The organism is Paenibacillus wynnii, assembly GCF_000757885.1.
Lineage (GTDB): Bacteria > Bacillota > Bacilli > Paenibacillales > Paenibacillaceae > Paenibacillus_AQ > Paenibacillus_AQ wynnii.
The window spans coordinates 1,300,807-1,325,478 of record NZ_JQCR01000002.1; the positions used below are offsets into that span (position 1 = coordinate 1,300,807).

Below are 24,672 nucleotides of genomic sequence, written 5' to 3' on the forward strand. Positions count from 1 at the left end.
TCTCTTTTAGCACTATTTAAACCATCCGCTCCGCCGGAACCACCGGAACATGCCTCCACCAAGCACCAGCATAAGCAGCAATATGACGAAGTATCCATATTTCCAGTCCAGCTCCGGCATTACCCGGAAGTTCATGCCGTAGATCCCGGCTATCAATGTCAGCGGCATGAATACCGTCGTAATTACGGTGAGTGTTTTCATTATAGAGTTCATTCGATTCGAATTGAGGGAGATGTAGCTATCCCGCAAATCGGCAGTCATTTCACGGTCGGCCTCAATCATATCGGTCAGCTTCAGCAGATGATCGTAAATATCGCCGAAGTAGATCCGTTCCTCCCCGTTGCTCTGGACATGCTGCGAGTTGACAATTCGGTACATAAGATCACGCATCGGCACAATGGTTCGCCGCAACTTCAACAGGCGTCCGCGTACATCGAATACCTGGCTCATCAGTTCCTCTACCGATTCACTGCTGCCCCGGCTTTCCAGATCGGCAAGCTCGTCCTCAATGCCATAGAGACTGGGGAAATACTTATCCACCAGCTTGTCCATGATTCTATAGGCAGCAGCCATCGGTCCGCCTGACCAGCCTTTGCGGCTGTGAATTTCACTCTGCACCTGTTCCCAAGCTTCGTCCATCTCCGACTTCTCTTGATGATGATAAGATACCAGAAAATTTTTATTCAGAAACAGGTCAACCTCTTCAGCATCCAATGTCTCAGCATTCAGTGCATGCAGTACAAAGAACTGCACATCCTGGTAGTAATCCAGCTTCGGCAGCTGCAGCAGATGCATGCAATCCTCAATCGCCAAATGGTGAAAATGAAAATAGTTATCCAGCAGCAATGTTTCCTCCGGTGTAGGCATTACAAAGTCTGCCCATATCCAGGCGTAGTTCTCCACACGAATGCTCTGGAGCGGTAGCCCGGTCAGCACCTCTCCCTTATGTGTTACTGCAAGCGTGCGTATCATATAAGACCCCTCCACCTCATCAGTACTTGCTCTATGCGCTCTGGGCAATTAATTCCTCTATCGACCCATTCCCTCTTGGAGCTCCAAATACAACACCTGAAGAAACTTCTTAATATTGACTTTCACTTTGCCGGTTTCCTTGCCCTGCTCGATTTCCTTCATTTTCAGGCGTACTTCTTCGAAGTCAAAATAAAGCGGAGCATAATGTTCAAACTTGGGATTGCCATAATCCGTCAGTCCGATTGAAGCAAGATTGGTTAGACCCGCTGATAACGCACGCCGAAGCCGTTGTTCGATGGCTTTGCTTTCCTTAGCGATGTCACTCGGGTTTTCCTTATAGGTTCTAGCTGCCATTTCATACAATTCTTTGAGCGGCGGCAGACTTCCGGTATCCTCACGGTTCGACAGGACCTCCATAATTCCGATAATGTCACGGCTCCCGCTCTCCCCAATCATCCCCAGATTCATCAATATCGGCTGCAAAATCTCCCGTACGGTACGTTTGACCACCGGCAGAGGAGCGGCGCCAAACTGCAGCCCTTCCAGCTTCTCCAGGCTGGACTTGATCTCGTCCAGATAGCGGTTGATAGCGTAGCGCTCATTTACCTTATGTAGCACAGCCTCCACTTCGATCCGGTTTATCGGCTTACGTATGAAGAACTCAATTCCGCTCCGGTAGGCTCGTCCCACCATATCCCCGTTTTCGATTTGGGAGATCATAACGAATTTGGACCGGCAGCCCTGAGCCTGAAGCGTATTAATGGTCTCAATCCCATCCTGGTCCGGCATGAGCAGATCCATCAGTACAATGTCCGGGCGCTCACTTAAAATTAAACGGACGCCGTCCTGACCGCAATCCGCCATCCCGATCACTTCACCAATTCCGCTGTCTTCGATAATATACTGCAGCATTCTTCTGGCACTTCCATCATCATCCACTATACAGAAAGAAAGCGGCATCTCTATTCCTCCTTTCTCAGCATTACTGTAGGAATTAAGATCTGAAACAAAGCCCCGCCTGTATATGGAGCGGTACCCACGGTAACTTCACCTTGAAAAACTTCGACGATATCACGCACATGCGAGAGCCCAATCCCTGTAGCCGCTACACCCTCATCATCGAATTTAGTGGTAAATCCCGGCTCAAATAACAGTTCACGATCGCGATCCTTCACCCCTTGGCCACTATCGGTAACCGTGAATACAGTGAGATCACCTTTTTCATAAACATCTAGAGAAACGGTTCCTTTTTCCTTAATAGCTTCAACCGCATTGGCGGTTAGGTTATTCAACAGAGTTAGCAGGGGAATGTAATTAGCAGTGGTATAATCGGAGGTTATTTGATAATGAAAGACGATTTGTTTACCCAGCATTTCGGCATACTTTGTATTGCTCTTGACCGTAAAAAGGAGGATTCCGGACAGCGGCATATCGCCGGTAACCTCACGGTCGACCAGCTTCACCAGACCTGCAAGAATACGCTGTGAATCCTTTTTCACCTCATGAATTTGCTGTGTGATGTCCAACACCTGGCGGCTCTGCGGCTGATGGCCTTCGTCCTTAAGGCTGCGATACAAATCGTAGCTGTTCAAGGTTACGTTCTCCAAGGTGTCGATGGATTTTTTTAGATAAAATACTTCTCCGTACAATCCTGAGCCAAATCCGAGCATTTGCTCAATCCGCCGCTTCTGTTCCTTTTGCACGATACGCATTTGACTGACCGAAATACTGCTGTATATACCTGTAGTGAAATAAGTCCGCAGCATAGCGATCGCCATCAAAAAAGTCCATTCATTGAGGTGGAAGGAAGGCGTCCCTAGCACTACTAAGCGGGTCAAAAGTTCCATTTCATTGGAGACTAGATCAATAGCCGCCGCCACCCCTCCAAGCACTAGCGGATGGAAGGTGTCGAGCCTCGTCTTTATAAGAGCCATACCCGATGCAAAAACAATATAATAAACCATTGCCGAGCAATGCCTGCCCATAATCTGGCTAATATCCATTCCTTCACCTGCTACTAAGTCTAGGCTAGTACGAAACAGAAGAACAAACACACCGGTAGCTATACCTGTGGTTATATACGGAAGATGCCTCATTAAAAGCAAAAACAGCAGAAATGCACTGCTGCCCAGGCCGATTCTGAAGATATCCCCGTTGAACGGATTGATTTTGAACTCCCCGGCTACAGCTGTACCCACGGAAACCATCAGAATCTGTATATATTTATGTTTCATTAAAGATGTACCCATCATCAAACGGCTCCTACCTAGAGATGTTGATGATTATACTATCATAATACGGAGGGATTTCAAACGAATAAGTATACTACGGGTTAAATACTTTTGGTCTCCAAACGTCTGGATACAAGGGACAGCATGAAATTAACTGTAAAATATACGACCGCAACGAGCAGCAACGTAGGAATTGTATAGGTGTACCCGTGACCGATGACTATACCGGCATTATGCATCAGCTCTGGCAACGAAATCACTACCGCTAGCGATGTATCTTTTAACAACGAAATGAACTGGCTCACCAAAGGGGGAACCATACGGCGCAGTCCTTGAGGCAGAACGATATGCCAAAGGGTCTGGAAGTTGCTAAGACCGGAGGAACGTGCCGCTTCAATCTGACCTTTATCAATAGAGGTTAATCCTCCGCGTACAATTTCTGCAATCATAGCAGCCTCAAAGATGGTTAGACCTGCGATAGCTGCCGTAATCAACCCCATTCTAATACCCACTTCCGGTAGTGCGAAGCGAATGAAGAATATAATCAGCAACAGCGGTAAGTTACGGATCAACTCAACAAACAGGAACATCAATTGCGAGAGCACAGGAACCTTCGTATACCGAACCACACCGATAATACAGCCAAGCACAAAGCTCAGAACAATGGCCGCAAAGGCCACAATTAATGTTATATATAATCCATCCAACAGGAATTTCAAATTATCGGCGGAGTATGCACCAGCGAAATCCATATTACCCCTCCTTCCACTTTATAATTAATATTTACGCTGTAATCTGCGCTCCCACACTCTGATTCCATAGCTAAGGGGCAGTGTCAGCACCAGATAGAATACGGCTACAAAAATATAGGTGTCGAATGTACGATACGTCTCTGTAGAGACAATATCCGCAAAATACATCAGGTCCATACCGGCTACGAGCGTCAGTACCGACGAATTCTTAATCAGATTAATAAACTGATTGCCCAGTGGAGGAATTACCAGTTTGATCGCCTGAGGCAATATAATGTGTACCATCGTCTGAAAATAATTCAGTCCGGAGGAACGTGCCGCCTCCATTTGACCTTTGGGAACCGCCATAATTCCAGCTCGAATAGCTTCTGCAATGAAGGCTGAGGTATACACTGTTAGACCAATAGTTCCAGCTGTGAACCCTTCAAGTGAGAGCCCAAGAGCCGATGGTCCGTAGTAGAAAATATATACAACGAGAAGCAGCGGAATGTTACGGACAAACTCAACGAAACTTGTTCCGAACCATCGCAGCCCTTTCACGGAAGAGATGCGGAATACAGCAATAATAGATCCTAAGAGGAAGCTGCATACCAGTGCGATTACACTAGACAAGACAGTACCATAAAAGCCTTCCAAATAGATGCTGAAATAGTCTGTTAAAATCGAGAATTCCATAGATGTCACCCACTTTCCTTAAGAATTAAAAATGTTATTATCCGTTCATACCCTTACAGACAAACACGAAAGGATGGCCGGCGGAATAACCCGTTCCATCCTTTCGCTGATATTGCATGAATCGCTATGACAACTTTAGAAATGGTTTATTTAGCTGGAGCTTTACCAATCCATTTTTCGTAAATCTTATCATATTCGCCATTCGCTTTCAGTTCAGCCAGTGTATCATTAACTGCTTTAACTACTTCAGCATTGCCTTTTTGCATCGCAATACCGTATGGCTCATCGGTGAACGGTTCACCTACAACTTCATAACCAGGATCTTGCGCAGCCATACCGTATAGAATAGCATCGTCAGTAGTAAGTGCATCGCCTTTGCCGGCTTTAAGTGCACTGAATGCATCTTGGTAGTTATCAAACTCAAGAACTTTAATGCCTTCTACTTTTTCTTTAATATTCTTGATGGAAGTTGCACCCTTCGATCCAAGAATCGTTGTATCTTTGGTTACATCGTCAATTCCTGTAATCGGGCTGCCCTTTTTCACCAACAGCGATTGTCCAGCTTGGAAGTATACCTCTGAGAAATCAACTTCCTTCTTGCGCTCTTCTGTAATAGTCATTGTAGCGACAACCATATCAATTTCACCGTTATTCAACATAGGAATACGAGTCTTGGAAGTTACTTCTTTAAGTTCAATGGCATTCTCGTCACCTAGAATATGCTTAGCAATAGCCTTCGAGATGTCGATATCAAAACCTTGTACATCACCGGATGCAGGGTCCTTTAATCCGAAAAGCTTCGTGTCAAACTTCACGCCAACAACCAGTTTTCCATGTTCTTTAATCTTAGAGACGGCATCTGAGCTTGCAGCGTTATCTTTGTTTCCACAGCCGGCAATTACAAGTAACGACACAACCATCATGACACTAAGCAGTTTTCCCATTTTGGACAATTTCATTTGTAGTTCCTCCCTGATCCTTTTATATTTTTTAATGACTTAATACACGACTAAGAAAGGTCTGTGTACGTTCTTCTCGCGGGCTTGCAAAAAATTGTTCCGGTTCTGCTTCTTCCACGATCTGCCCCTGATCCATGAATATCACACGATCCGCTACCTCTCGGGCAAAACCCATCTCATGCGTAACGACAACCATCGTCATTCCCTCACGGGCCAACGCACGCATAACATCCAACACTTCCCCGACCATTTCTGGATCAAGCGCCGAAGTCGGCTCGTCAAACAGCATGATTTTCGGTTTCATGGCGAGACCTCTCGCGATAGCTACACGCTGCTGCTGTCCACCGGATAATTGGGATGGATAGGCCTGCGCTTTATCAGCGATACCCACCTTCTCCAAGTAATACATAGCCGTCTTTTCAGCTTCTGCTTTAGATAGACCTAGCACCTTAATAGGAGCCAGTGTAATGTTATCGATTACTCTTTTATGTGGGTATAGATTAAAATGCTGAAATACCATACCGATATCTTTTCGCAGCTTATTTATATCCGTTTTGCGGTCATTAACCGTTAAATTGGTAACCGTCAGATCCCCGCTAGTAATCGTCTCCAGGCGGTTAATGCAGCGGAGCATAGTGCTTTTGCCGGATCCAGACGGACCCACCACTACTACCACTTCACCTTCCTGAACATGTAGGTCTATACTTTTGAGTACGTGGAAATGTCCATAATGCTTTTCTACCTGATGAAAATCGATCATCGCCAGGCCTCCTTCGTTCTGTTAACTATAGTAACACTTAAAACACACTTTATCCTAGAGACTATGAAAAACTACAAAAAACTATGTACATAATTAAATTATCATGTCATTTTCTTTTCAAAACGTGAGATATTTCATTTTCTTTTCTGCCTGATTAATGTTTTTTATCACTCTCTTGTGACTTTTTGTGACATTCCTCTCTTGAATTCGAAAAAAAAGAGCCTGTCCTCTCGTAGAATATTCTACGATCAGACAAACCCTGTCGAAGTTCTAGAAAAGAATTTTGAAGATCAATCCCGCTAACACAGCACTGATTGGAATCGTAATAAACCAAGTTACCACGATACGTCCGGCAACTCCCCATTTCACTGCGGAGAAACGCTTAGCTGAACCTACACCCAAAATTGCAGATGTAATGGCATGCGTTGTACTCACGGGTAAATGCAGCAACGTGGCTGAGAATATAACCGAAGCAGCAGAAATATCTGCCGCGAAACCGTTAATCGGTTCGATTTTGAAAATCTTCGTTCCCATCGTCTTGATAATCTTCCAGCCGCCAACAGATGTTCCAAGCGCCATGGCTGTAGCCGCAGAAATCTTAACCCACAACGGAACTTCCATAGATTCCAGATTACCCGAAGTCACCAGTGCAAAGGTAATGATCCCCATTGCCTTCTGCGCATCATTTGTACCATGAGTAAAGGCTTGGAATGCAGCAGTAAGGATCTGCATGGAACGGAAACCTTTATTAACCGTATGTGGACTGTGCTTGGCGAAGATCCATTTCAATATCGTCATAACCACATAACCAATAGCGAATGCAATAAGCGGTGACAGTACCAAGCCCAGCACGATATCCTTGAAGCCGCCCCATTTGATATGGTCAGAACCTGCGCCCACGAAGACCGCACCTGCTAATGCTCCAATCAATGCATGCGAGGAGGAAGAAGGAATCCCAAACCACCATGTAGCTAAGTTCCAGATAATCGCAGCAATCAATGTCGCGATTACGATCTCAATTCCGTTGTCTAGTTGAGCCGGGTCGGTGATACTTCCACCAATTTTCTTAGCAACTCCAGTAAACATCAATGCCCCAATAAAGTTCATGGAAGCTGCCATAACAATTGCAGTTCGCGGGGTTAGCGCCCGCGTGGAGACAGAGGTAGCGATTGCGTTAGCTGTGTCATGAAAGCCATTGATGAAGTCAAACGCAAGCGCGAGAAATATTACTAAGCCTAGTACAAATAATGATGTATCCATAGTTAAGAGCCCCTTATGAGTTGCGCATGATGATTGATTCCAACATGTTGGCTACATCTTCGCATTTATCGGTAGTTGTCTCCAACCGTTCGTAAAGCTCTTTGCGCTTAATCAGCTCAATAGGGTCCTTTACCTTTTCGAACAATTCTTTCGTACAAATCCGTAGGACTTCATCACCTTGGTTCTCCAGATCATTCAGACGAATAGTATACTCCCGGATAGCCAGTAGTTTCTTCTGGGACAGCAAGTGAATAGCCTTTTGGATTTCATAAGCAGACTGACGCAGAATTTCTGCGAACTGGATAATATACTCATCCGCGTCAAGAAGGTTATACATATAAAAGCGCGAGGCTGAAGCCTCCAGGCCGTCGATGACATCGTCCATACTTGTGGTGAGGTCCAATATGTCGTCACGTTCTAGTGGCGTAATGAACGTCTTGTTTAATTCCTTAATAATGGTGTGCGTGTAAGAATCGCATTGAGATTCGTACTTCTTCATCACACCGGCAAAAATCTCCACATTCTCCTTGAGAGTGGTAATATTCTGAGCAAAGTAATCTGCCGCTTGGACAATTGTATCCGCCATGTTTTCGAGCGTCTCAAAAAAAATGTCCTTTTTTCTCAACTTCATCTAATTTAAACCCCTTTACGTAAAGTCACAGCGAAAAACTATTCTCATTCATATGTAAACAGAATGTAAAATGAATGACAACCTTTGTTATCTTATCATATCCGATACAGGGATGTAACCATTAGAAATGAACTTTTTGACACTATCTTAACAATTGGCAGTATCTACAATAAGAATCCGCAAACACAGGAAGTATTGGGACTTAATGGAGATGTTCTGCGGGTTATTCATTTACTATTTACTCTTCCCCATACACAAATTCTTTACTAATTACTTTTGCGGCTGACCGTACGTTACATGGTTGCTGAAGGTTGGAGAATTCGGCACAATTAAAAAGTGTGTGACTCCCGGATATAACAGCGCTTCCTGTCCATCCTTAACAAACCGGATCAAATCGTTTGGCTTCCGCGTCCATCTGCCCTTAATCGCTTGTCCGCGTTGAAAAAGCACAGCCTCTCCGCCTAGTTCAACATCGATCTGAAGCCGTCCCACCTCATCAAGCACCTTATGATCAGCGCCCAATACGATTACATTCGCAGCCTCAACCGGATTGTTATTATTCAGATCCATATGCGGCTTACCGTTCACCCATCTTAGGAACGTCCGTCGTTCGGGATCATATTTGTAGTCCAAGGTGTAGCTTTTGAGAAGAAAATAAACGTTGAATTCGGCAGCAGCCTCCCCGCCGATCGGTACATAATCCGGATTGTTGAACGAGTACGCTGGAACACTAGTATCCTTGGCGTAACCTAGCTTGTCCGCACCTTCCCATAGTTTGTCTACATTGCTGTAAAGATTATGGGGAGCTTTCCGACTCTTATCCCGCCAGAAATACGCTCCGGCCCGCCCAATCTCATCCATATCCTCTTTCTTTTCTTTCTGCAAAATGGCATACGCTGCCTGGCTGCCGCCTGCATGCACGGTCACTCCACCATAGCTTCCTCCGAGATCAATCAGATAGGGACGGATACTGCGGATCGGCCCGATCTTGACAACCCCTGTATGACTTTGAAAGATTCCGATCAGTCGCGTAACCCCGCCTTCGGCAAGCACCTCATATAGAATGTCAGCTTCACTTACTCCCGACTGAGGCCGAGCGGCAGGAGCATTATTAATCATTACAGATAAGGGCCGCGGGAGTGCGGATTCTGTAACCGACAATCCCGTAAGGCCGGAAACCGGAGCTGCAGCAGGATCTGCCGTAGGTGAGGATTGTGGAGAGACCACTGGCAGTGGATCAGCAGAAGTCTCAACTGCTGGGACAATGTTATCGTTAGCAGTCTGGGATCCGCAGGCGGAGAGCAGCAGAGTCGTAAGAATAAGGCCGGTGATAAGAGGGTGAAACGAGCGATTCACTTTCATTAAATGGTTTTTCCTCCTTTGAAGGTATTGCACTTCCTTCCATTTAATCATAGCCTGCTCCATTTGTCTTGATTATGAAGCACCTTATATTAAAACAGGGTATAGCCTCAGTACCCGGCCATACCCTGCATCATCTTTTATTTAATCCAGCATCCAGCAGTTCAGACTCAGCGTACCGTATTGATAGGCTTGAATCATACGCTGAGCCCGCCTTCCTTCATCTGCTGTACCCATGGCGTAAAAGAGCGGAACGAAATGCTCTCTACCGTAAGAGGGAACCGCTTCACGGACATGCGGTGCTTTCTTCTCGTACGCAAACAGCGAAGGCAGGTCCCAAGCCTCCAAGGACTTGGCAATCCATTCATCAAAGCTTAGCGCCCAGTCTTCGGGTTGATCCTTCTCACTCAGCAGCCTTAGATTGTGAATCAATCCTCCGCTTCCAATGAACAATATCCCTTCATCCCGCAACGGTGCTAACATCCGCCCGATCTCATACTGCTCACTAGGAGAACGGAGCGAATCCACGGATAATGCAACTACCGGGATATCGGCTTTAGGAAACATTTTCTGCAAAATCACCCATACACCATGATCCAAACCCCGCCCAAGAATGGGTTGATGGGCCAAATTATGCTTCTTAAACAGCTCGCAAATTCTGCGGCTAAGAAGAGGATCACCAGGGGCCGGATAAACCAGTTCATACATTTCATCAGGGAAGCCGTAGAAATCATGCTGTGTCTCATGCTGTCCATCCACCGTAACCAACTGCTCGGGGCTGTCCCAATGTGCTGAGAATACTACGATGCCTCGGGGCAATGGAAGATCCTGACCTAACCTTGCAAGGAAACGAGTATAGTCATTATCCTCTAGGGCAAGCAACGGGGATCCATGCGCGATAAAAAATGCCGGTAATTTCATAGGGTGCCAACCTCCATAACCCAGTTTATGGCCTGCACCTTTATTTTACAGCTTCTGTCCGATGAATGCGAGTGGAGGACAAGCCGTTAGATCATCCAATTTTGCCACTCCTGTTGGATATGCTCCTGTTGGTTCATCCAATCGATCGTCCGCTTGAGAACTTGCTCCTGTGCAGGGCCTGAAGAGAAGGTATGATCAGCCTGAAATATAATTTCTTTATCGCACCGTCCCTCTGGCCGAGTCCAGAATAACTTCTGGTACAGAAAGGCATAATCAACCGGAATAACATCATCAGAAGTACCGTGAATGACAAGTACATCGCCGCCAAATTTTCCGGTTTCTTGAAACGGCTGGAAGGCAGCCAATGAATTAAAATAAGCAGGCGTAAAGGTGTAACCTGCATGGTCGGCCGACCCGCTTTTTACGGCTGTATCATAGGCTTCCCGTCCCACAATTTTCACAATATCATTAAAGGGATAGCCAACGGCTGACCAAAGCACTAGATTCTTAACTCGACGATCCCGAACGGCTGTCAGCAAGGCCACCGCCCCGCCTAAACTATGACCGATAAGTGTCACACGGGTAGGATCTACATCACCGGCGCTGAGCCCATAATCAAGCACGGCCTTGGTCTGGGCAATCAGGGATTCCATATCCTCACTGCCATAGGTACCGGTACTCTCCCCGCACCCGATATAATCAAACCGGATAACCAAATATCCTTCCTGTGCCAGTTCACGGGCGGCTTTAACAAAGATACGGTCCACACCGATCCGGCTGCCGATAAACCCGTGGCAGATGACTGCCAAAGGTACTCGATCCTTGCAGCGCCCAGAAGTACTCTTTTCTTTTGTGGGATAGTGTAGACTTGCCGTCAGCTCTTGTTGATTATGCCGGATTACAATGGACCGTTCCATGTTTGTTCCTCCCTTGAAACTTCATATATTTTAAATTATAATTATTCCGATTAATTTAGTATGAATTATATTCTTATAGTATCTTTTTTGAAGTCATGCTGTCAATAAATAAATCGAAAAACCCCTTTCGTTCACCAGGAACAAAAGAGGTTAGGACCCTCACCCTCTTATAGGGCCTTACTCATAGCTTCTATGGAACATATCGTGTGTCTTCTGTCTTCCATCCCAAGACTTAAGCCACTCTTCCGGGCTTCCGGGAGCACATTCCCATAATTCGGATTCGTTCTTAGCCTCGCCTTCGCCAAACTCCTCCAATGGATCACCGGTAATCATATCAGGAGTGACACCTACGTCCGTTCCGTTCACCTCAAACTCATCTTGTTCCATAAGTATTCCGCCTACCTCCAGAGTTGTGCCTATATTTTTTCAAACTCCTATCAGTGTTCACTTTTCGACCAGGATTATGCATTAGTAGAGCTTGTCCTTGCACGACCTGTCAGGCCACCGTATACTCTTGTGTAAAGACCGTCTGATTCTTATCGACACTGGAGGTTTACCCCTACGTTATGAAAGTTAAAGAAATGATTAAGGAAAATAATCGCTTGCGGGAACAAATGACACCATTTAATCGTTCTTATCTTGAAGATATGATTTTGGTGCTGCGGGCAAGCAGAGTAGACCCCCTGCGAACAGAGGAGCTGCTGCTAGAGGCTGCTCAGCAAATGCTTATAGCACAGAAAAAAGGGAACACTGCTACACAAGTCTTCGGCGACGATCCGGAAGCCTATTTCAAGGAGGTTATAGAAACCACCCCCTCCCGTCCCGCTCGCAGTAAATTGAATTATTACCTGATGATTCCTTGGACAGCCCTCACCTTGTTATTCGGTGTCATGGCGATCGTCGGCTTAATATCAGAGTGGACCACCGGATCAGCGGGTATGTTCGGTCAGATTAGCCTATTCACGCTTCTTTCTGTCGGTTTAGGTTCTATCATATTCATTGAAATGATTATGAAATGGATGTCGTCCTTGTCTGATACCGATGCTCCCCGAGTGGGCAAATTCAATATCAAGGGTTTTGGTGTCTATATAGCTATTGCTGTTGTTGTTATCTATGCAGGTTTATATCTAAGTCAGCTGTTTCCGCCTTTTGCCCTTTCCCCCTGGGTCAGCCTGATTCTATCCATCGCCGGATTACTCGGACTAAAATTCATATTTCTTAAGTAATAATATCCGCATTCCATTCCGGGTAATAGGGAGGAATCCATTAATAATGAATAAGAAATTTTCGATTCTAACAGCGGCTGTTGCAGTAGCTATAGGGCTTAATGCAGGGGCATCCAATCAAGCGTTTGCAGCCGCACCCTCAACAGAGGGTACCAAGCCGTCTACAATAACTACTAGAAGTAGTCATGCTGAAGCGGTCTACAGAGCTTCCCTGCCTCTCCTGAACTCTGCAGATCAACTGCCTAAGGCCATCTCCTATCTAAACCATAATATGTATGCTGTGGGCTCCTATCGAGCGACAATTATGACCTTGAAGCTGGAGAATACCCATAAAGCAGTGCTTAGCTCATGGAAAAGCAAATTTTCCAGCAGTGATGTCCAGCGGAAGCTGAGTGCAGTTTATAAACCAGGTCTCAGTATGACCCTGCTGGCTAAAGAGACACAGGACGGCCAGTTACGTATCCTTTTAGAGACAGCCGGAGAAAGCGGATATAAGCTAGAAAGAATGGAAGGATCTTTTTTTCCAGTCATTGATTACGGAGCCTACCGCAAATATAAGCTGTACGTCACCGATGACATTCGTGATTATATCTCGATTATGGCGGTCGAATCAGAACTTCCCTCAGCGAAGGACAACGGTCTGATTATCGCTTGGACCGAGGTGGCCTCCCGTGCGTTGTCCCAAGAGAGCTTTATTAAGGCCTATCCGCGATCCAACCGGGTTACGGCAGTGAAGTTGTTATACCAAATGTATTTGGTATATACCTTCTATGGACTGAACAATACGCCGCTCTTTCATTACGATAACTTAGAGATGGACCTGGAGGCGCAGAAAGCTTATTCCGTACTTCTGAGTAAGCGTGAAGACCAGACTCCCTTTTTGGATAAGCTCGAGGGGTTCATGCTGCTCCTGAAGGAAAACGGCTATACGCTGGATAATGCTATTGAGCAGTATCTGGGCAAGGAAGTTCCAGTAGAAAAAGAATAAACACAGCTCCGCATATCTATGCCTATAACTAAATAGCTGCATAGAATGCAGCTATTTAAACAAAATTTCACCTCATAGAGGGTTTAGTTGTAGATTATGCAACTAAATCCCGTCAGTACAGGATATCTGGCCCTACCCAGCCAATATAGCTGTACAAACTGCAACTATTTGCCGTTACAGGAGTAAAAACCTAATTTTAGTTGCACAAACTGCAATTAACTCTTCTGGAAAAGGTGAGCCCCCTCCTATAACATAGAAAAGCCCGTCCCATTTCCCGGGGCCACTGAAAAAGTGATTTTAAAAAAGGTGCAGTTACTCCTTACAAAAAGGAGGAACTGCACCTTTTTCCTGTATACTTAAGTATCATGGGGGAAATAGGTGAGCCGGAATGATTCAGAAACAACAGACCTTGGTGTTGAGTCCATACATCGAACTCTACAATATGGTAGTGCCGAAGGATAACTTGCTTCGGCAAATCAACGAACTTGTAGATTTTTCATTTATCTACGAAGAACTTCAAGTGAACTATTGCCTCGATAACGGGCGTAATGCCATCGACCCGATTCGGATGTTTAAATACTTGCTCCTTAAAGCAATATTTGAATTGTCTGACGTGGACATCGTGGAACGGTCCCGGTATGACCTGTCCTTTAAGTATTTTCTGGGGATGGCGCCAGAGGACCCGGTTATGGATCCCAGCTCCTTAACCAAGTTCCGCAAGCTACGCCTGAAAAACATGAATATGCTGGACTTACTCATTGGGAAAACCGTGACACTCGCCATTGAGATAGGAATCCTGAAGAGCACTGCAATTATTGTGGACGCAACCCATACCAAAGCGCGCTACAACCAGAAGTCTCCGCAAGAGATCCTTCAGGACCGGGCCCGGAAAGTACGCAAAGCTCTCTATGCGATGGACGAATCCGTCAAGACTAAGCTGCCGACGAAGAATACCAGCACAGTGTTGGAAGACGAGATCTCCTACTGCAACAAACTCATACATACCGTCGAAAACGAATTGGGCCTACCATTGGTACCGAAACTGCAAGAACCGCTAAACCTGCTAAAGGAAACCGTGGAGGATGATGTGGAGCAGCTTCGAATCGCAGAAGACGCGGATGCGCGGGTCGGGCACAAAAGTGCGGACTCGTCCTTTTTCGGATACAAAACTCACTTGGCTATGACAGAGGAACGCATTATTACAGCGGCCATTGTTACAACGGGCGAAAAGAATGACGGTAAACAACTGCAAGATCTGATTGAAAAAAGTAAAGCCACGGGGATGGACGTCCGAACGGTAATTGGAGATACGGCTTATTCGGAGAAGGACAATCTCATCTATACAAAGACGAACGACATGGAACTGGTGGCCAAATTAAACCCGATGATTACGCAAGGGAACCGCAAGAAAGAAGATGAGTTTGAGTTCAACAAAGACGCTGACCTGTATGTCTGCAAGGCCGGCCACATGGCGATCCGCAAAGCACGGCAAGGAAAGAAGGGTGTCGGTAAAAACCAGGTGGTCACGTATTATTTTGACGTAGAGAAGTGCAAGCGATGTCCATTCAAAGAAGGGTGCTACAAGGAAGGATCCAAGACGAAAACCTATTCCGTGAGCATAAAGTCCGACGAGCATTCGGAGCAAATGGCTTTCCAAGAGAGCGACTATTTCAAAGACAAGTCAAAAGAACGGTACAAGATTGAAGCCAAGAATAGCGAACTGAAACACAGACACGGGTACGATGTAGCCATATCCTCGGGTCTCTTAGGCATGGAGCTACAAGGAGCAATGGCGATATTCGCAGTTAATCTGAAGAGGATTTTGAAGCTACACGACTAATAAGGATTATGGTTGTGCAGCCAAATACAGCAAAAAGAAGACATCTTCCCTGAGGGGGTGATGCTTCTTTTTGAATGTGACGAAGCACTTAATCCAAAATGGTTAGTTCTTCAGTGGCCTCCCATTTCCCGGGACGGGCTTTTGAATTAGATAAGCATATTGAACAAGTTCAAATCCTTGTTTATCTCTAGGTAGCTTACACCTTTTTGCTCCATTCGTTCGATAAGCGGTGCATAGGCTTCTTTGGAAAGAAGTTCAATACCGACTAGGGCAGGACCGTTCTCCTTGTCATTTTTCTTCGTGTACTCGAAACGGGTGATATCGTCATCAGGACCGAGTACCTCCGAGAGGAATTCACGTAAAGCGCCCGCCCGCTGTGGGAAGTTAACCATGAAGTAATGCTTCAGACCTTCATAGATCAATGAGCGCTCCTTAATCTCCTGCATCCGGTCAATATCATTGTTGCCGCCGCTAACAATACAAACTACCGTTTTACCGACAATTTGCTCACGGTACATATCCAGTGCTGCGATTGGCAAAGCACCCGCTGGCTCCACTACAATTGCATTCTCGTTATACAGCTCCAGAATGGTTGTGCAGGCTTTACCCTCCGGTACTTTCACAACGTCATCCAGATGCCTTGAGCAAATATCGAAGGTTAGTCCACCGACACGCTTTACAGCAGCTCCATCCACAAACTTATTAATTTCCTTCAGCGTAACTACTTCTCCACGGAGTAGCGCCTCACTCATGGAAGCTGCCCCTAAGGGCTCTACACCAATGACCTTGGTAGAAGGACTAACCGTCTTCATATAAGTAGCTATGCCTGCAGCCAGACCGCCGCCACCGATGGTTACAAATACAAAGTCAGCTGGCTGGTCAAGACTTTCCATAACCTCCATGGCAATAGTACCATTACCGGCGATGATCTTAGGTTCATCAAACGGATGAATCAGCGTCATTCCATGATCTATACAAGCTTGCAGCGCTTCCTCGTAGGCATCATCGAAGGTATCCCCTTTGAGAATAACTTCAACATTCTTCCCGCCGAATCGCCGTACCTGCTTAACCTTTTGATTAGGGGTTGTACTGGGCATATAGACTTTACCGTTGATACCGAGTGCCTTGCATGAATAAGCCACACCCTGTGCATGATTACCCGCACTGGCGCAGACAATCCCTTTCTCCCGGTCCTCAGCGGACAAACTGCGAATCATATGATAAGCACCGCGTATTTTGAACGAACGCACGATCTGCAGATCTTCCCGCTTCAAATATACATTGCAATTGTACTTGGCCGACAGCACCGCGTCACGCTGAAGTGGAGTCCGTACAATAACTTCCCGCAGCATATGATGAGCTCGTACAATATCTTCCATTCCTACGATCCGGTCTTCGCCTTCTCTCATGAAATCCTCGCCTCTACTTGTGTTTATTTTGCTTATTGTAACATACTCTTCCGCGGTTGTTTTTTCAAGCATTGTCATGCTTCTGACAAGAAGAAACGGCTTTGTCGTCCTTAATGGGAGCCTATGCTTTCGAAGCAGCGATACTCCGTATCGCTTTCAGGTTTCCGTTTCTCGTAGAAATATAAGCAAAGTATATTGAAAACTTATACTTCCTTTATATCTCAACGAAAAACCGGTCTAGGCAGCTTACCACCATGACCGGCTTCACAAATCAAGATCGATTCTTCTTGGTTATCCATGCACCTTTAAGCTTTAAATCGGGATACGGTCTCCAGCAGCTTAGTCGTACTGCTCTTGATTTCTTCCATCTCTGCTACAATACTTCCCGACTTATTAATAATATGCTCCGCCTTAACGGCTATGCTGCTTGCTCCTTCTGCACCTTCACTTGTCGCAATCGTTGTTTCTCCAATCGCGGTTAGCATATTCTGAATGGAAGCCAGAAGCTCCTCAGAGGTCGCACTGAAGTCTGTTACCAGATCTTCTACATACTTAGCATCCTCACTATACTGACGGCCTGTCTCCTGCATAGCATCGTAGTCCTTAAGGACTTGCTGATCTACGAATTGGAGCATACTCTCTGCACCCTCTACTAGATTAGATACAGCGCCGACAACGGAGTGGGTTACTTCCTGAATTTCGGATACGGTCTCACGTGAGTTCTCGGCCAATTTACGAATTTCGTCAGCCACTACCGCAAAACCTCTACCCGCTTCACCTGCCCGCGCGGCTTCAATCGATGCGTTCAACGATAGAAGATTGGTCTGGGAAGCAATCTCCAGAATAGCGCCTGACAATGCACTAATCTGTGAAATAGATCTGGATTGTTCAATCGCATTCCGTAGCTTGATTTCACCTTGACCATATATTTGATCTGCTTGCTGACGTGATTGAATTGCGCCTTCTCTAAGACGTTCAGCACGCTCATTAATTTCCTTAGCCGATTGGGCACCATCCTGTGCTTTTCTGGCAATATTCTCAATAGCATTCTCAATTTCTATCGTACTGGCGTTCATCTCCTGCATGGAAGCTGCTGTCTGCTCCATACCTGCCGATAATTCTTCAGTTGTTGCCGATACATCTGCAATGTTCTCATCCAGCTCGAATACATTTTTTTCGGTTGCATCTACAGATCCTGAGATGTTGTTGGAATTTTTCATAATCTCTCTGATAAGTTCCTGCTGGGAGGAGATCATATCATTGAAACCTTCGGCCAATACAGCAATTTCTCCCTTAGCGGTTACCTTTGCCCGCACGGATAAATCCCCTGACATGGCTGTTCGGAAGGATGCTGTAAGAATCGGAATCTGCTTCAATATACTGTTAGATACAAAGTACAACAGGACAGCCATAATAAGAATAGCTGAAAATGTAGAGATTAAGAATATTGACTGGAACAGATTGAGTGCACTCTCAGCATCTCTAGCCGGTACCACCAGCGCTACTGCCCATTGCTTATCCACAGCAGGTGCGTAGGATACATAATTGGATTCCCCATCAATATCCGTTTTAATGACATCGTTGCCCCATTGCACTATTTTGTTACCCATTGCTTTCCAATCTTCGCCAAGATCACCCATTTTTTTGAGTAGAATATAATCACTGTTTGGGTGATAAATAAATGCTCCCGTCTTATCAGTCAGCATGGCAAAGCCACTTCCCTTGTAATTAAAAGCACTAAGTGCCTCAGTAATCTGTTCTGTGGAAATGTCCACTCCGGCTGCACCGATTACTTTTCCGCTATCATCCATTATAGGTGAACTAAGACTGACCACCATTTTGCCTGTTAAAGCATCTATATAAGGATCTGTTACCGTAACAGCTTTGTTTTGGACAGTAGTCTTGTACCAGCCGCGTTCTTTCAAATCATAATCTGCCGGAGGCTCGAATTCATCATGAGTGATCAGCTTGTTAACGGAAGAAATGCCTACGTATACATTAAGCAGATTCTTATTATTCTTTTTGATCAAATTCAGTGTGCGAATCAGTTCACTATAACCCGAAGTAGACTTGATCGTCTCTTTTGAGCTTACCTCTGATATGTAATCACGGACATAGGCATTAGCATTCAACATCTGCACGCTATCAGAAGCTGGCTGCAGCATCTGGTTAACCTTCTCACCAATCTGCCCCTTCTCATAGGACAAGGAACTGTGTAGATCATCAATAATAATTTTCTTTGCATTGCTATAAATGACTAGGGATACTATCGAAAAAATGATAGCAACAGACAAAATCACAGATATAAACAACTTCCCTCTTATACCCATGTTAGATATGGAATTTAAAATCCCTTTAAACCTCAATACTAAATTGGACTTCATGTTCTCTTTGTGAGATTTTTGTTGTTTCATAGGAGATCCCGCCTTTTTCAAATAAAATAGTACCTTGGATTGATTTTTCACCGGAATCATTCGACTAATTCCCACAAAAAAACGCTCATTTACTATTATTATCGGACTTTCGGCAGGGATTCTGTATATCATGTCAGGTTTTATATCAGAGGATTTGAGGAATTAAGCCTTCCTTCATTTCCCAGCTTAGATTACTAAGAGGATACATTACATATGAGGTTAGTTATCGATTCTCTTCTTTTTGAGTAATAAGTCTGGTTATATTCATTAATAAGCTCATCAAGCACCATAGATTGTTTAAGAACCCTTGAATGTCTTAGTCCATACCGTTTCTCCAAATGATTAAGTCTCTGTCGTGCCGTTTCCATTTCTTGCTTCAAACCTTTTGGTTCCACTCTGACCCCTCCCTATTTCTATTTATTTTAGAGGGATATGTCTTTTTTTGTATTTAGTTTTTTTCAAAATATGTTGTTTATTTACAAAAAAAGGACCAGCTTATGCTGGCCTTGGGTCATTACTATTCACTTTTTAGAAGATTAAGCTCCTCCATGCCAATCATTAGTTGTGTAGGTGGTTGTATTAGAGTTGTGAATCGGACCCGTAAGTACCAATATTAAGCCAGCCGCCATAAGTAGTACTGCCAATTTTCTCTTCATAGTCTTATCCTTCTTTCAATATAATTTGGTATTCTTCCTGCGTTTCATTAGAAGCGAAATCTCGATAACGCTCTAAAAGTCTTACACATTTCAGCATAAATGTTTCGTTATTCACAATAGAGGATTTTTTCATTCCATCCAGCAAGTATTTGAACCCGCTTGTGTAACCCCCTCTCCTCAAGTAATAATGTGCAATTTCGTACAAAAAACGGGTCAGTTGTTCAGATATAGTCTGCTGCGTATAAACACCTACAGCTTGTTGCTGTTCCTGGATATAGGAAATAATTTCCATTTTAAAATGAATAATAATCTCATCGACATCAAAATCATAACAATTAGCCGCTTTGATGATGTTCAAGAGCCCTGTGAGCAATTCATCTTTATTCCGCTCGATATAAGTTACATAATCAGACAGGACGCTTTCATTTCCGGACATGAGACTGGATACGCATATATTAGCCTGAGCCCATTCTTTATAAAGTTTAATCCAATGTTGAGTGTCGGCATCTGTCTCCTTCACCCAGCTTAGATCCGAATAGGCATTGTTATATTGTATTGCTTGTTCGTGCTCCCCCCGTGCATCGCAAACGGCTCCACGAAGCAAGTTAGAGAAAGCTAGATATACAAACAACGGTCTGCTCGGTTGCTTCTGATCTTGACTTTTCACCTCGGTCTGCTGGCGCAAGCGAAGTTGGATACCGGCCTTATGGCCCAGTTCAATTGCAACTAAATTCACTTTATCCCATCGACGTAACGAACGGTATATATTGGCTAAATCTCTTAATGCATCAAGCTGGTCTATTTCATCCAGTCGTTCTACGAAGGGTTCAAATTGCAGGGCCGCCTGGTAATTCAGCTCCTGATCGTCACCTAGCTTTAGGGTAAACAAGCGATACTGGCAAAAAGCCAGCCTTTCGGAATACTGCCGTCGCTCACTTGCGGCTACACTTTCATAAAGCAGGGCAGCAGCCTTGCGTTTACCTTCTTTGAAAAAAAACTCCGCCGCTTCAAATAGCAAAGGGGAATACGTCAAATTGTCCATCAATAGATTAACAATCTGCCGGATACAGTCCAGCTTGTCCAATTCTACACAGCGATACAATAGAGGTCTTATTCTCCGCCAGTTCGGTACAGCCTCTACCATACATTCCTGAATATATTGCTCATAGAAATGACCTTTAGGCAAGCACAGCACCGCTGTCATCCGATCTAATTGATCGACAGCCATTACCCTGTTTCCCTTTAGAATTGAACTTACTGTACCAGCATTTAATCCCGCCTTTCTTCCTAATTGGCTACAGTTAATTCCTTCACGTGCTATTAATTCCTCCAGCTCGATGCGTATCGTGGTTGTATTATTCAAATAAACCACCCCTTAAATCCGGCATTGCCCTAACTTGATAATTTTATCTCAATGGCAACCGGTAAAATCTCCTATAATATTACAAATATAATCATAATATACACAAAGGTCAATTGTTATTTTAATATCCGTTATTTCTGGAATCATGTTGTATAATATTATATTTTTTTCAAGATGACACGCTGAATCAAAAAAATCACAGCCTCTTTGGGCTGTGATCTCGCTATATTACATTCTATTGTTTAAGCATCCATTTTAAAAGATCCGGTAAACTTGCCCAGAGGCGGGAATGCATAATTACATACTCAACAGCTTCGTTGGCATCTCCCATGCCTATGAAATCGGGGAGGTTATGCGGTAATCTTTTAACACCAAGAAGATAGTCAGGCACATGTTTATTCACATTACGAGCAATACGGTACAGCATTTTTAGCTGTGAAGTAATTCCGTTCCGCTTATATTCCAACACAATTCGATCGTAGGCAAAAGCAGCAGCGGCGTCATCCTTACCGAAGTTTTTCAACATGAGATCCGCATCATTTAGACGGTTATTGTACAAATATACGGCTAGCAGCAAGTACCGGGCACCTGTGTTATCCTCTGTATTAAGCTCGAGAATATGTTCTAAGGTCTTGGCTACTTCTTCACCGTTTCCACCAAACCAGCAGGATTCTGCATAGCTTTTGCAAATTCTAATATAGGGTCTAGTCTCGGATAGCCCCCAGAAATACCCTTTGTTCTTCTCAAAAAAAAGATCACCCAGCTCGCGCTTGCCAGCTTCCATCCCTGACTTTAAGAAAGCCCGTGCTTCATGCTCATTCTCTGCTTCCTCAGCTAGAATCAAATAGGCATCGCAGCTGTTCGGATAAACCTCAAGCGCCGCTTCTGCCAGCTGAATACGTTTTTTCGGGGACGTAGCTTCTCCAGCTTTGTGCAAGAGATATTGCTCCTTCTCCTTGGGAGTGCCGGAACCGGTTGTTATGGATAGAAGCTCATCCTGCTCCCCGGCCATTCCATACTCTTCCACATAACTGAGAAGTTCCTTGAAATTGCGAGAAACGGTTGCTGTAGTGACTTCATACTTTTTAGCCACATCAGTCTGTGTTATAAGGAATCCATATTCCTGTGACAACAAATACTCAATGGCAGCACAATAAGAACCCACTTTCTTCACCACAGGTTTGGTGCGGAGTGAGTATCCGTTCCAGAGCAGCAGCGCCTCAGAGATAAGCTCCTTTTCGAAATCAATATTCATGCTCTCAATGAGATGTAACGCCAGCTGTTCGTGAGACGGGCTGTCCCACTTCAGATCCTTGGATACCATTTTCTTAAGCTTGGCCATCGTAAGGTTGCCTTTGGAAGTTCCGGCAGTGTGTACCCTTTCAGCCTCAGAGATTGTTGGTTCATAGACCTCTGCCTCTTGAGCCGCCGCAGCTTCATCCGTAGTCACCAGTCGAAGTAATGATTCCATGACTGAAGATTCCTTGTCAATGCAGCACCTTTTATATTTTTTCCCGCTTCCGCACGGGCATAATTCATTTCTTCCAACCTTTATCAAAACTTATTCCCCCTTAAATCTGTGACTAGCTATACGGTTCAAGTTCAAGTCGCATCGCTATCCGCACTATGATTATATCCCACAACGGGAAGTTTGTGCAGTCTTGCTTCTATCGGGTATTGCCTATCAGGGCATCCAGGATTCCTAAACAAGCCGTATCAAGAAGAAACGGCTTTGCCGTCCTTAATGGGACGGTATCCGTTTCTCGTAGAAATATAAGCAAAGTATACTGAAAACTTATACTTTCTGGTATTTGTAAAAAGCCCCACAGAGTGGAGCTATAGGATTCGAAGTTATTCTAGTACCTTCGTAGGGTTCCCCGAAAATTTGCACTCTTTAAACTTTAAAAAAGGCCTTTCCATGATCGGAAAGGCCTTTTATCTGTATATATCCGGACATTTTCCCCCGTACTTTTTGTAGTATACCACTTCTAATACTACTTGTCAGTCCCTTTTTAGGACTTAATACGTAAAAATTTTCAAGATCCGGTCCTTTGTCCTCATACGAGAGCTTTCGCAGCGATGTCATTCCGGTTCTGTTTTCCTGCAAAAGTAATACCCTCTGCGCTCTTGTAGGCAGCAGACCGGGCCTCAGCGATATTAGCACCCATTCCTACAACACCCAGTACCCGTCCGCCATTCGTAATCCAATTCCCATGCTCATCTCGGGCTGTACCTGCATGGAAGATAAGTTCTTCCCCGCTATCTGTAAGACCGGTAATAGGAACTCCTTTAGGATACGAGCCGGGATAACCACCCGATGCCAGGACTACACATACCGCCGCCTCGTCGCTCCACTGAATATCGATATCTGCTAATCTTCCTTCTACCACAGCCAGGAAAATATCCAGTAAATCCGTGCGCAAGCGCGGCAATACAACTTGTGTCTCAGGGTCTCCAAAACGAGCATTGAACTCTATCGTCTTGGGTTTTCCGTCCGGAGATATCATTAGCCCAGCAAATAATACCCCGCTGAAAGGACGGCCTTCAGCCACCATGGCTTTAGCTGTTGGGATGATAATCGTTTCTACGGCTTCCTGGATAATGGAATCGTTGATATGCGGCAGAGGAGAATACGTGCCCATTCCACCTGTATTAGGTCCCTTGTCGCCATCAAATATGGGTTTATGATCCTGAGCAGCGGCCATAGGACGCACCGTCTCCCCATCCACGAAGGCTAGAATTGACATTTCCTGACCCGCCAAAAATTCCTCTATGACAACCTGACTACCTGCATCACCAAAAACCTTAGTGACCATAATATCCAGCAATGCCTGCTCTGCCTCATCCCGCGAATAAGCTACCGTTACACCTTTCCCTGCCGCAAGACCATCTGCCTTGATAACGATTGGCAGCTCTTGCTCACGCAAATAGGAAAGGGCCGATTCATAATCACTGAACTTCTGATAGGCTGCTGTCGGAATATTATATTTATGGAGCAGATCCTTCATGAAGGTTTTGCTGCCTTCAATCTCAGCCGCATTACGACGCGGCCCGAACACCGGGATCCCCTTAGCCTCAAAAGCATCGACAATCCCTGCTGCAAGCGGATCATCCGGTCCAATCACAACTAGACCCACTTCCTTTTCCTTCGCAAAAGCGGTCAAGCGATCAAATTCAAAGACCCCGATGGGTACGCACTCCGCAAGCTGTGCAATTCCGCCGTTGCCAGGGGCACAATAAATTTTACCCGCCTTCGTGCTCTTTGATAGACTCCAGATAATCGCATGCTCCCGACCGCCACCGCCTACTACTAAAATATCCATAGGTACCTCCCAAGCG

The 24,672-nt window shown here is 45.0% G+C and carries 22 protein-coding genes; 3 read left to right on the forward strand and 19 right to left on the reverse strand.

Annotation, left to right across the window (positions count from 1 at the left end):
- Window positions 1-12: 12 nt before the first annotated feature.
- The 13 genes from corA to PWYN_RS08470 all read right to left on the reverse strand — a co-directional run bounded on the left by corA (window position 13) and on the right by PWYN_RS08470 (window position 11,824).
- On the reverse strand, window positions 13-972 hold the full coding sequence (gene corA, locus PWYN_RS08410) for a magnesium/cobalt transporter CorA (protein WP_036650340.1): 960 nt from the start codon (window positions 970-972) through the stop codon (window positions 13-15).
- A 57-nt stretch (window positions 973-1,029) separates the two neighbouring features.
- Window positions 1,030-1,932 carry a response regulator gene (locus PWYN_RS08415; protein ID WP_036650342.1) on the reverse strand — a complete coding sequence of 301 codons (903 nt, stop codon included), beginning with the start codon at window positions 1,930-1,932 and terminating at the stop codon, window positions 1,030-1,032.
- A 2-nt stretch (window positions 1,933-1,934) separates the two neighbouring features.
- Complete coding sequence (locus PWYN_RS08420; protein WP_036650344.1) at window positions 1,935-3,224, reverse strand: ATP-binding protein; 1,290 nt, start codon at window positions 3,222-3,224, stop codon at window positions 1,935-1,937.
- A gap of 80 nt (window positions 3,225-3,304) precedes the next feature.
- Entirely contained in the window at window positions 3,305-3,955 is a 651-nt protein-coding gene (locus PWYN_RS08425) for an amino acid ABC transporter permease (RefSeq protein ID WP_036650346.1), read from the reverse strand.
- A 24-nt stretch (window positions 3,956-3,979) separates the two neighbouring features.
- The gene (locus PWYN_RS08430) at window positions 3,980-4,630 is read right to left on the reverse strand and encodes an amino acid ABC transporter permease (protein ID WP_036650348.1); all 651 of its coding nucleotides are present in this window, start codon (window positions 4,628-4,630) and stop codon (window positions 3,980-3,982) included.
- A gap of 146 nt (window positions 4,631-4,776) precedes the next feature.
- The gene (locus tag PWYN_RS08435; protein WP_036650349.1) at window positions 4,777-5,589 is read right to left on the reverse strand and encodes a glutamate ABC transporter substrate-binding protein; all 813 of its coding nucleotides are present in this window, start codon (window positions 5,587-5,589) and stop codon (window positions 4,777-4,779) included.
- 31 nt (window positions 5,590-5,620) lie between these two features.
- Window positions 5,621-6,349 (reverse strand): amino acid ABC transporter ATP-binding protein, encoded by a 729-nt coding sequence (locus PWYN_RS08440; RefSeq protein WP_036650350.1) that lies wholly within the window; start codon window positions 6,347-6,349, stop codon window positions 5,621-5,623.
- Window positions 6,350-6,619: 270 nt separating this feature from the next.
- On the reverse strand, window positions 6,620-7,609 hold the full coding sequence (locus PWYN_RS08445) for an inorganic phosphate transporter (RefSeq protein WP_036650351.1): 990 nt from the start codon (window positions 7,607-7,609) through the stop codon (window positions 6,620-6,622).
- Between the two features lie 13 nt (window positions 7,610-7,622).
- On the reverse strand, window positions 7,623-8,240 hold the full coding sequence (locus PWYN_RS08450; protein ID WP_036650353.1) for a DUF47 domain-containing protein: 618 nt from the start codon (window positions 8,238-8,240) through the stop codon (window positions 7,623-7,625).
- A gap of 270 nt (window positions 8,241-8,510) precedes the next feature.
- Complete coding sequence (locus PWYN_RS08455; protein WP_036650355.1) at window positions 8,511-9,602, reverse strand: DUF3048 domain-containing protein; 1,092 nt, start codon at window positions 9,600-9,602, stop codon at window positions 8,511-8,513.
- 141 nt (window positions 9,603-9,743) lie between these two features.
- On the reverse strand, window positions 9,744-10,520 hold the full coding sequence (locus PWYN_RS08460; RefSeq protein ID WP_036650357.1) for a DODA-type extradiol aromatic ring-opening family dioxygenase: 777 nt from the start codon (window positions 10,518-10,520) through the stop codon (window positions 9,744-9,746).
- Window positions 10,521-10,606: 86 nt separating this feature from the next.
- A complete protein-coding gene (locus tag PWYN_RS08465; protein WP_036650358.1) occupies window positions 10,607-11,437 on the reverse strand; it encodes an alpha/beta hydrolase family protein in 831 nt (276 codons plus the stop codon).
- 177 nt (window positions 11,438-11,614) lie between these two features.
- On the reverse strand, window positions 11,615-11,824 hold the full coding sequence (locus PWYN_RS08470; protein ID WP_036650360.1) for a hypothetical protein: 210 nt from the start codon (window positions 11,822-11,824) through the stop codon (window positions 11,615-11,617).
- Window positions 11,825-12,003: 179 nt separating this feature from the next.
- Here PWYN_RS08470 and PWYN_RS08475 point away from each other — a divergent pair, with 179 nt between their 5' ends.
- The 3 genes from PWYN_RS08475 (at window position 12,004) to PWYN_RS08485 (ending at window position 15,491) form a co-directional block, all read left to right on the forward strand.
- On the forward strand, window positions 12,004-12,663 hold the full coding sequence (locus PWYN_RS08475; RefSeq protein ID WP_036650361.1) for a DUF1129 family protein: 660 nt from the start codon (window positions 12,004-12,006) through the stop codon (window positions 12,661-12,663).
- Window positions 12,664-12,709: 46 nt separating this feature from the next.
- Window positions 12,710-13,651 (forward strand): hypothetical protein, encoded by a 942-nt coding sequence (locus PWYN_RS08480; protein WP_052087842.1) that lies wholly within the window; start codon window positions 12,710-12,712, stop codon window positions 13,649-13,651.
- 388 nt (window positions 13,652-14,039) lie between these two features.
- A complete protein-coding gene (locus tag PWYN_RS08485; protein WP_036648568.1) occupies window positions 14,040-15,491 on the forward strand; it encodes an IS1182 family transposase in 1,452 nt (483 codons plus the stop codon).
- 146 nt (window positions 15,492-15,637) lie between these two features.
- Here the strand turns inward: PWYN_RS08485 and ilvA are convergent, their stop codons facing one another.
- The 6 genes from ilvA to purD form a co-directional block, all read right to left on the reverse strand.
- Window positions 15,638-16,900, reverse strand: coding sequence for a threonine ammonia-lyase IlvA (gene ilvA / locus PWYN_RS08490; RefSeq protein ID WP_036653566.1), 1,263 nt, complete (start codon window positions 16,898-16,900; stop codon window positions 15,638-15,640).
- A 305-nt stretch (window positions 16,901-17,205) separates the two neighbouring features.
- Window positions 17,206-19,314: a methyl-accepting chemotaxis protein gene (locus PWYN_RS27945; RefSeq protein WP_169744098.1), complete on the reverse strand. Its 2,109-nt coding sequence runs from the start codon at window positions 19,312-19,314 to the stop codon at window positions 17,206-17,208.
- A 194-nt stretch (window positions 19,315-19,508) separates the two neighbouring features.
- Entirely contained in the window at window positions 19,509-19,709 is a 201-nt protein-coding gene (locus PWYN_RS08500; RefSeq protein WP_036650363.1) for an aspartyl-phosphate phosphatase Spo0E family protein, read from the reverse strand.
- Between the two features lie 265 nt (window positions 19,710-19,974).
- Window positions 19,975-21,342 carry a transcriptional regulator gene (locus PWYN_RS08505; protein ID WP_338049179.1) on the reverse strand — a complete coding sequence of 456 codons (1,368 nt, stop codon included), beginning with the start codon at window positions 21,340-21,342 and terminating at the stop codon, window positions 19,975-19,977.
- Window positions 21,343-21,568: 226 nt separating this feature from the next.
- Window positions 21,569-22,891 (reverse strand): YecA family protein, encoded by a 1,323-nt coding sequence (locus tag PWYN_RS08510; protein ID WP_036650367.1) that lies wholly within the window; start codon window positions 22,889-22,891, stop codon window positions 21,569-21,571.
- Between the two features lie 499 nt (window positions 22,892-23,390).
- Complete coding sequence (gene purD / locus PWYN_RS08515; protein WP_036650369.1) at window positions 23,391-24,656, reverse strand: phosphoribosylamine--glycine ligase; 1,266 nt, start codon at window positions 24,654-24,656, stop codon at window positions 23,391-23,393.
- Window positions 24,657-24,672 lie beyond the last annotated feature (16 nt).

Excerpts from the sequence above, each read along its gene's own strand:
- PWYN_RS08425 (WP_036650346.1), bottom strand. The coding sequence starts at position 3,955 with ATGGATTTCGCTGGTGCATACTCCGCCGATAATTTGAAATTCCTGTTG.
- corA (WP_036650340.1), bottom strand. The coding sequence starts at position 972 with ATGATACGCACGCTTGCAGTAACACATAAGGGAGAGGTGCTGACCGGG.
- PWYN_RS08455 (WP_036650355.1), bottom strand. The coding sequence starts at position 9,602 with ATGAAAGTGAATCGCTCGTTTCACCCTCTTATCACCGGCCTTATTCTT.
- PWYN_RS08435 (WP_036650349.1), bottom strand. The coding sequence starts at position 5,589 with ATGAAATTGTCCAAAATGGGAAAACTGCTTAGTGTCATGATGGTTGTG.
- PWYN_RS08420 (WP_036650344.1), bottom strand. The coding sequence starts at position 3,224 with ATGATGGGTACATCTTTAATGAAACATAAATATATACAGATTCTGATG.
- PWYN_RS27945 (WP_169744098.1), bottom strand. The coding sequence starts at position 19,314 with ATGAAACAACAAAAATCTCACAAAGAGAACATGAAGTCCAATTTAGTA.
- PWYN_RS08430 (WP_036650348.1), bottom strand. The coding sequence starts at position 4,630 with ATGGAATTCTCGATTTTAACAGACTATTTCAGCATCTATTTGGAAGGC.
- PWYN_RS08485 (WP_036648568.1), top strand. The coding sequence starts at position 14,040 with ATGATTCAGAAACAACAGACCTTGGTGTTGAGTCCATACATCGAACTC.
- PWYN_RS08415 (WP_036650342.1), bottom strand. The coding sequence starts at position 1,932 with ATGCCGCTTTCTTTCTGTATAGTGGATGATGATGGAAGTGCCAGAAGA.
- purD (WP_036650369.1), bottom strand. The coding sequence starts at position 24,656 with ATGGATATTTTAGTAGTAGGCGGTGGCGGTCGGGAGCATGCGATTATC.
- PWYN_RS08460 (WP_036650357.1), bottom strand. The coding sequence starts at position 10,520 with ATGAAATTACCGGCATTTTTTATCGCGCATGGATCCCCGTTGCTTGCC.
- PWYN_RS08480 (WP_052087842.1), top strand. The coding sequence starts at position 12,710 with ATGAATAAGAAATTTTCGATTCTAACAGCGGCTGTTGCAGTAGCTATA.
- PWYN_RS08475 (WP_036650361.1), top strand. The coding sequence starts at position 12,004 with ATGAAAGTTAAAGAAATGATTAAGGAAAATAATCGCTTGCGGGAACAA.
- PWYN_RS08465 (WP_036650358.1), bottom strand. The coding sequence starts at position 11,437 with ATGGAACGGTCCATTGTAATCCGGCATAATCAACAAGAGCTGACGGCA.
- PWYN_RS08445 (WP_036650351.1), bottom strand. The coding sequence starts at position 7,609 with ATGGATACATCATTATTTGTACTAGGCTTAGTAATATTTCTCGCGCTT.
- PWYN_RS08450 (WP_036650353.1), bottom strand. The coding sequence starts at position 8,240 with ATGAAGTTGAGAAAAAAGGACATTTTTTTTGAGACGCTCGAAAACATG.
- PWYN_RS08470 (WP_036650360.1), bottom strand. The coding sequence starts at position 11,824 with ATGGAACAAGATGAGTTTGAGGTGAACGGAACGGACGTAGGTGTCACT.
- ilvA (WP_036653566.1), bottom strand. The coding sequence starts at position 16,900 with ATGAGAGAAGGCGAAGACCGGATCGTAGGAATGGAAGATATTGTACGA.
- PWYN_RS08440 (WP_036650350.1), bottom strand. The coding sequence starts at position 6,349 with ATGATCGATTTTCATCAGGTAGAAAAGCATTATGGACATTTCCACGTA.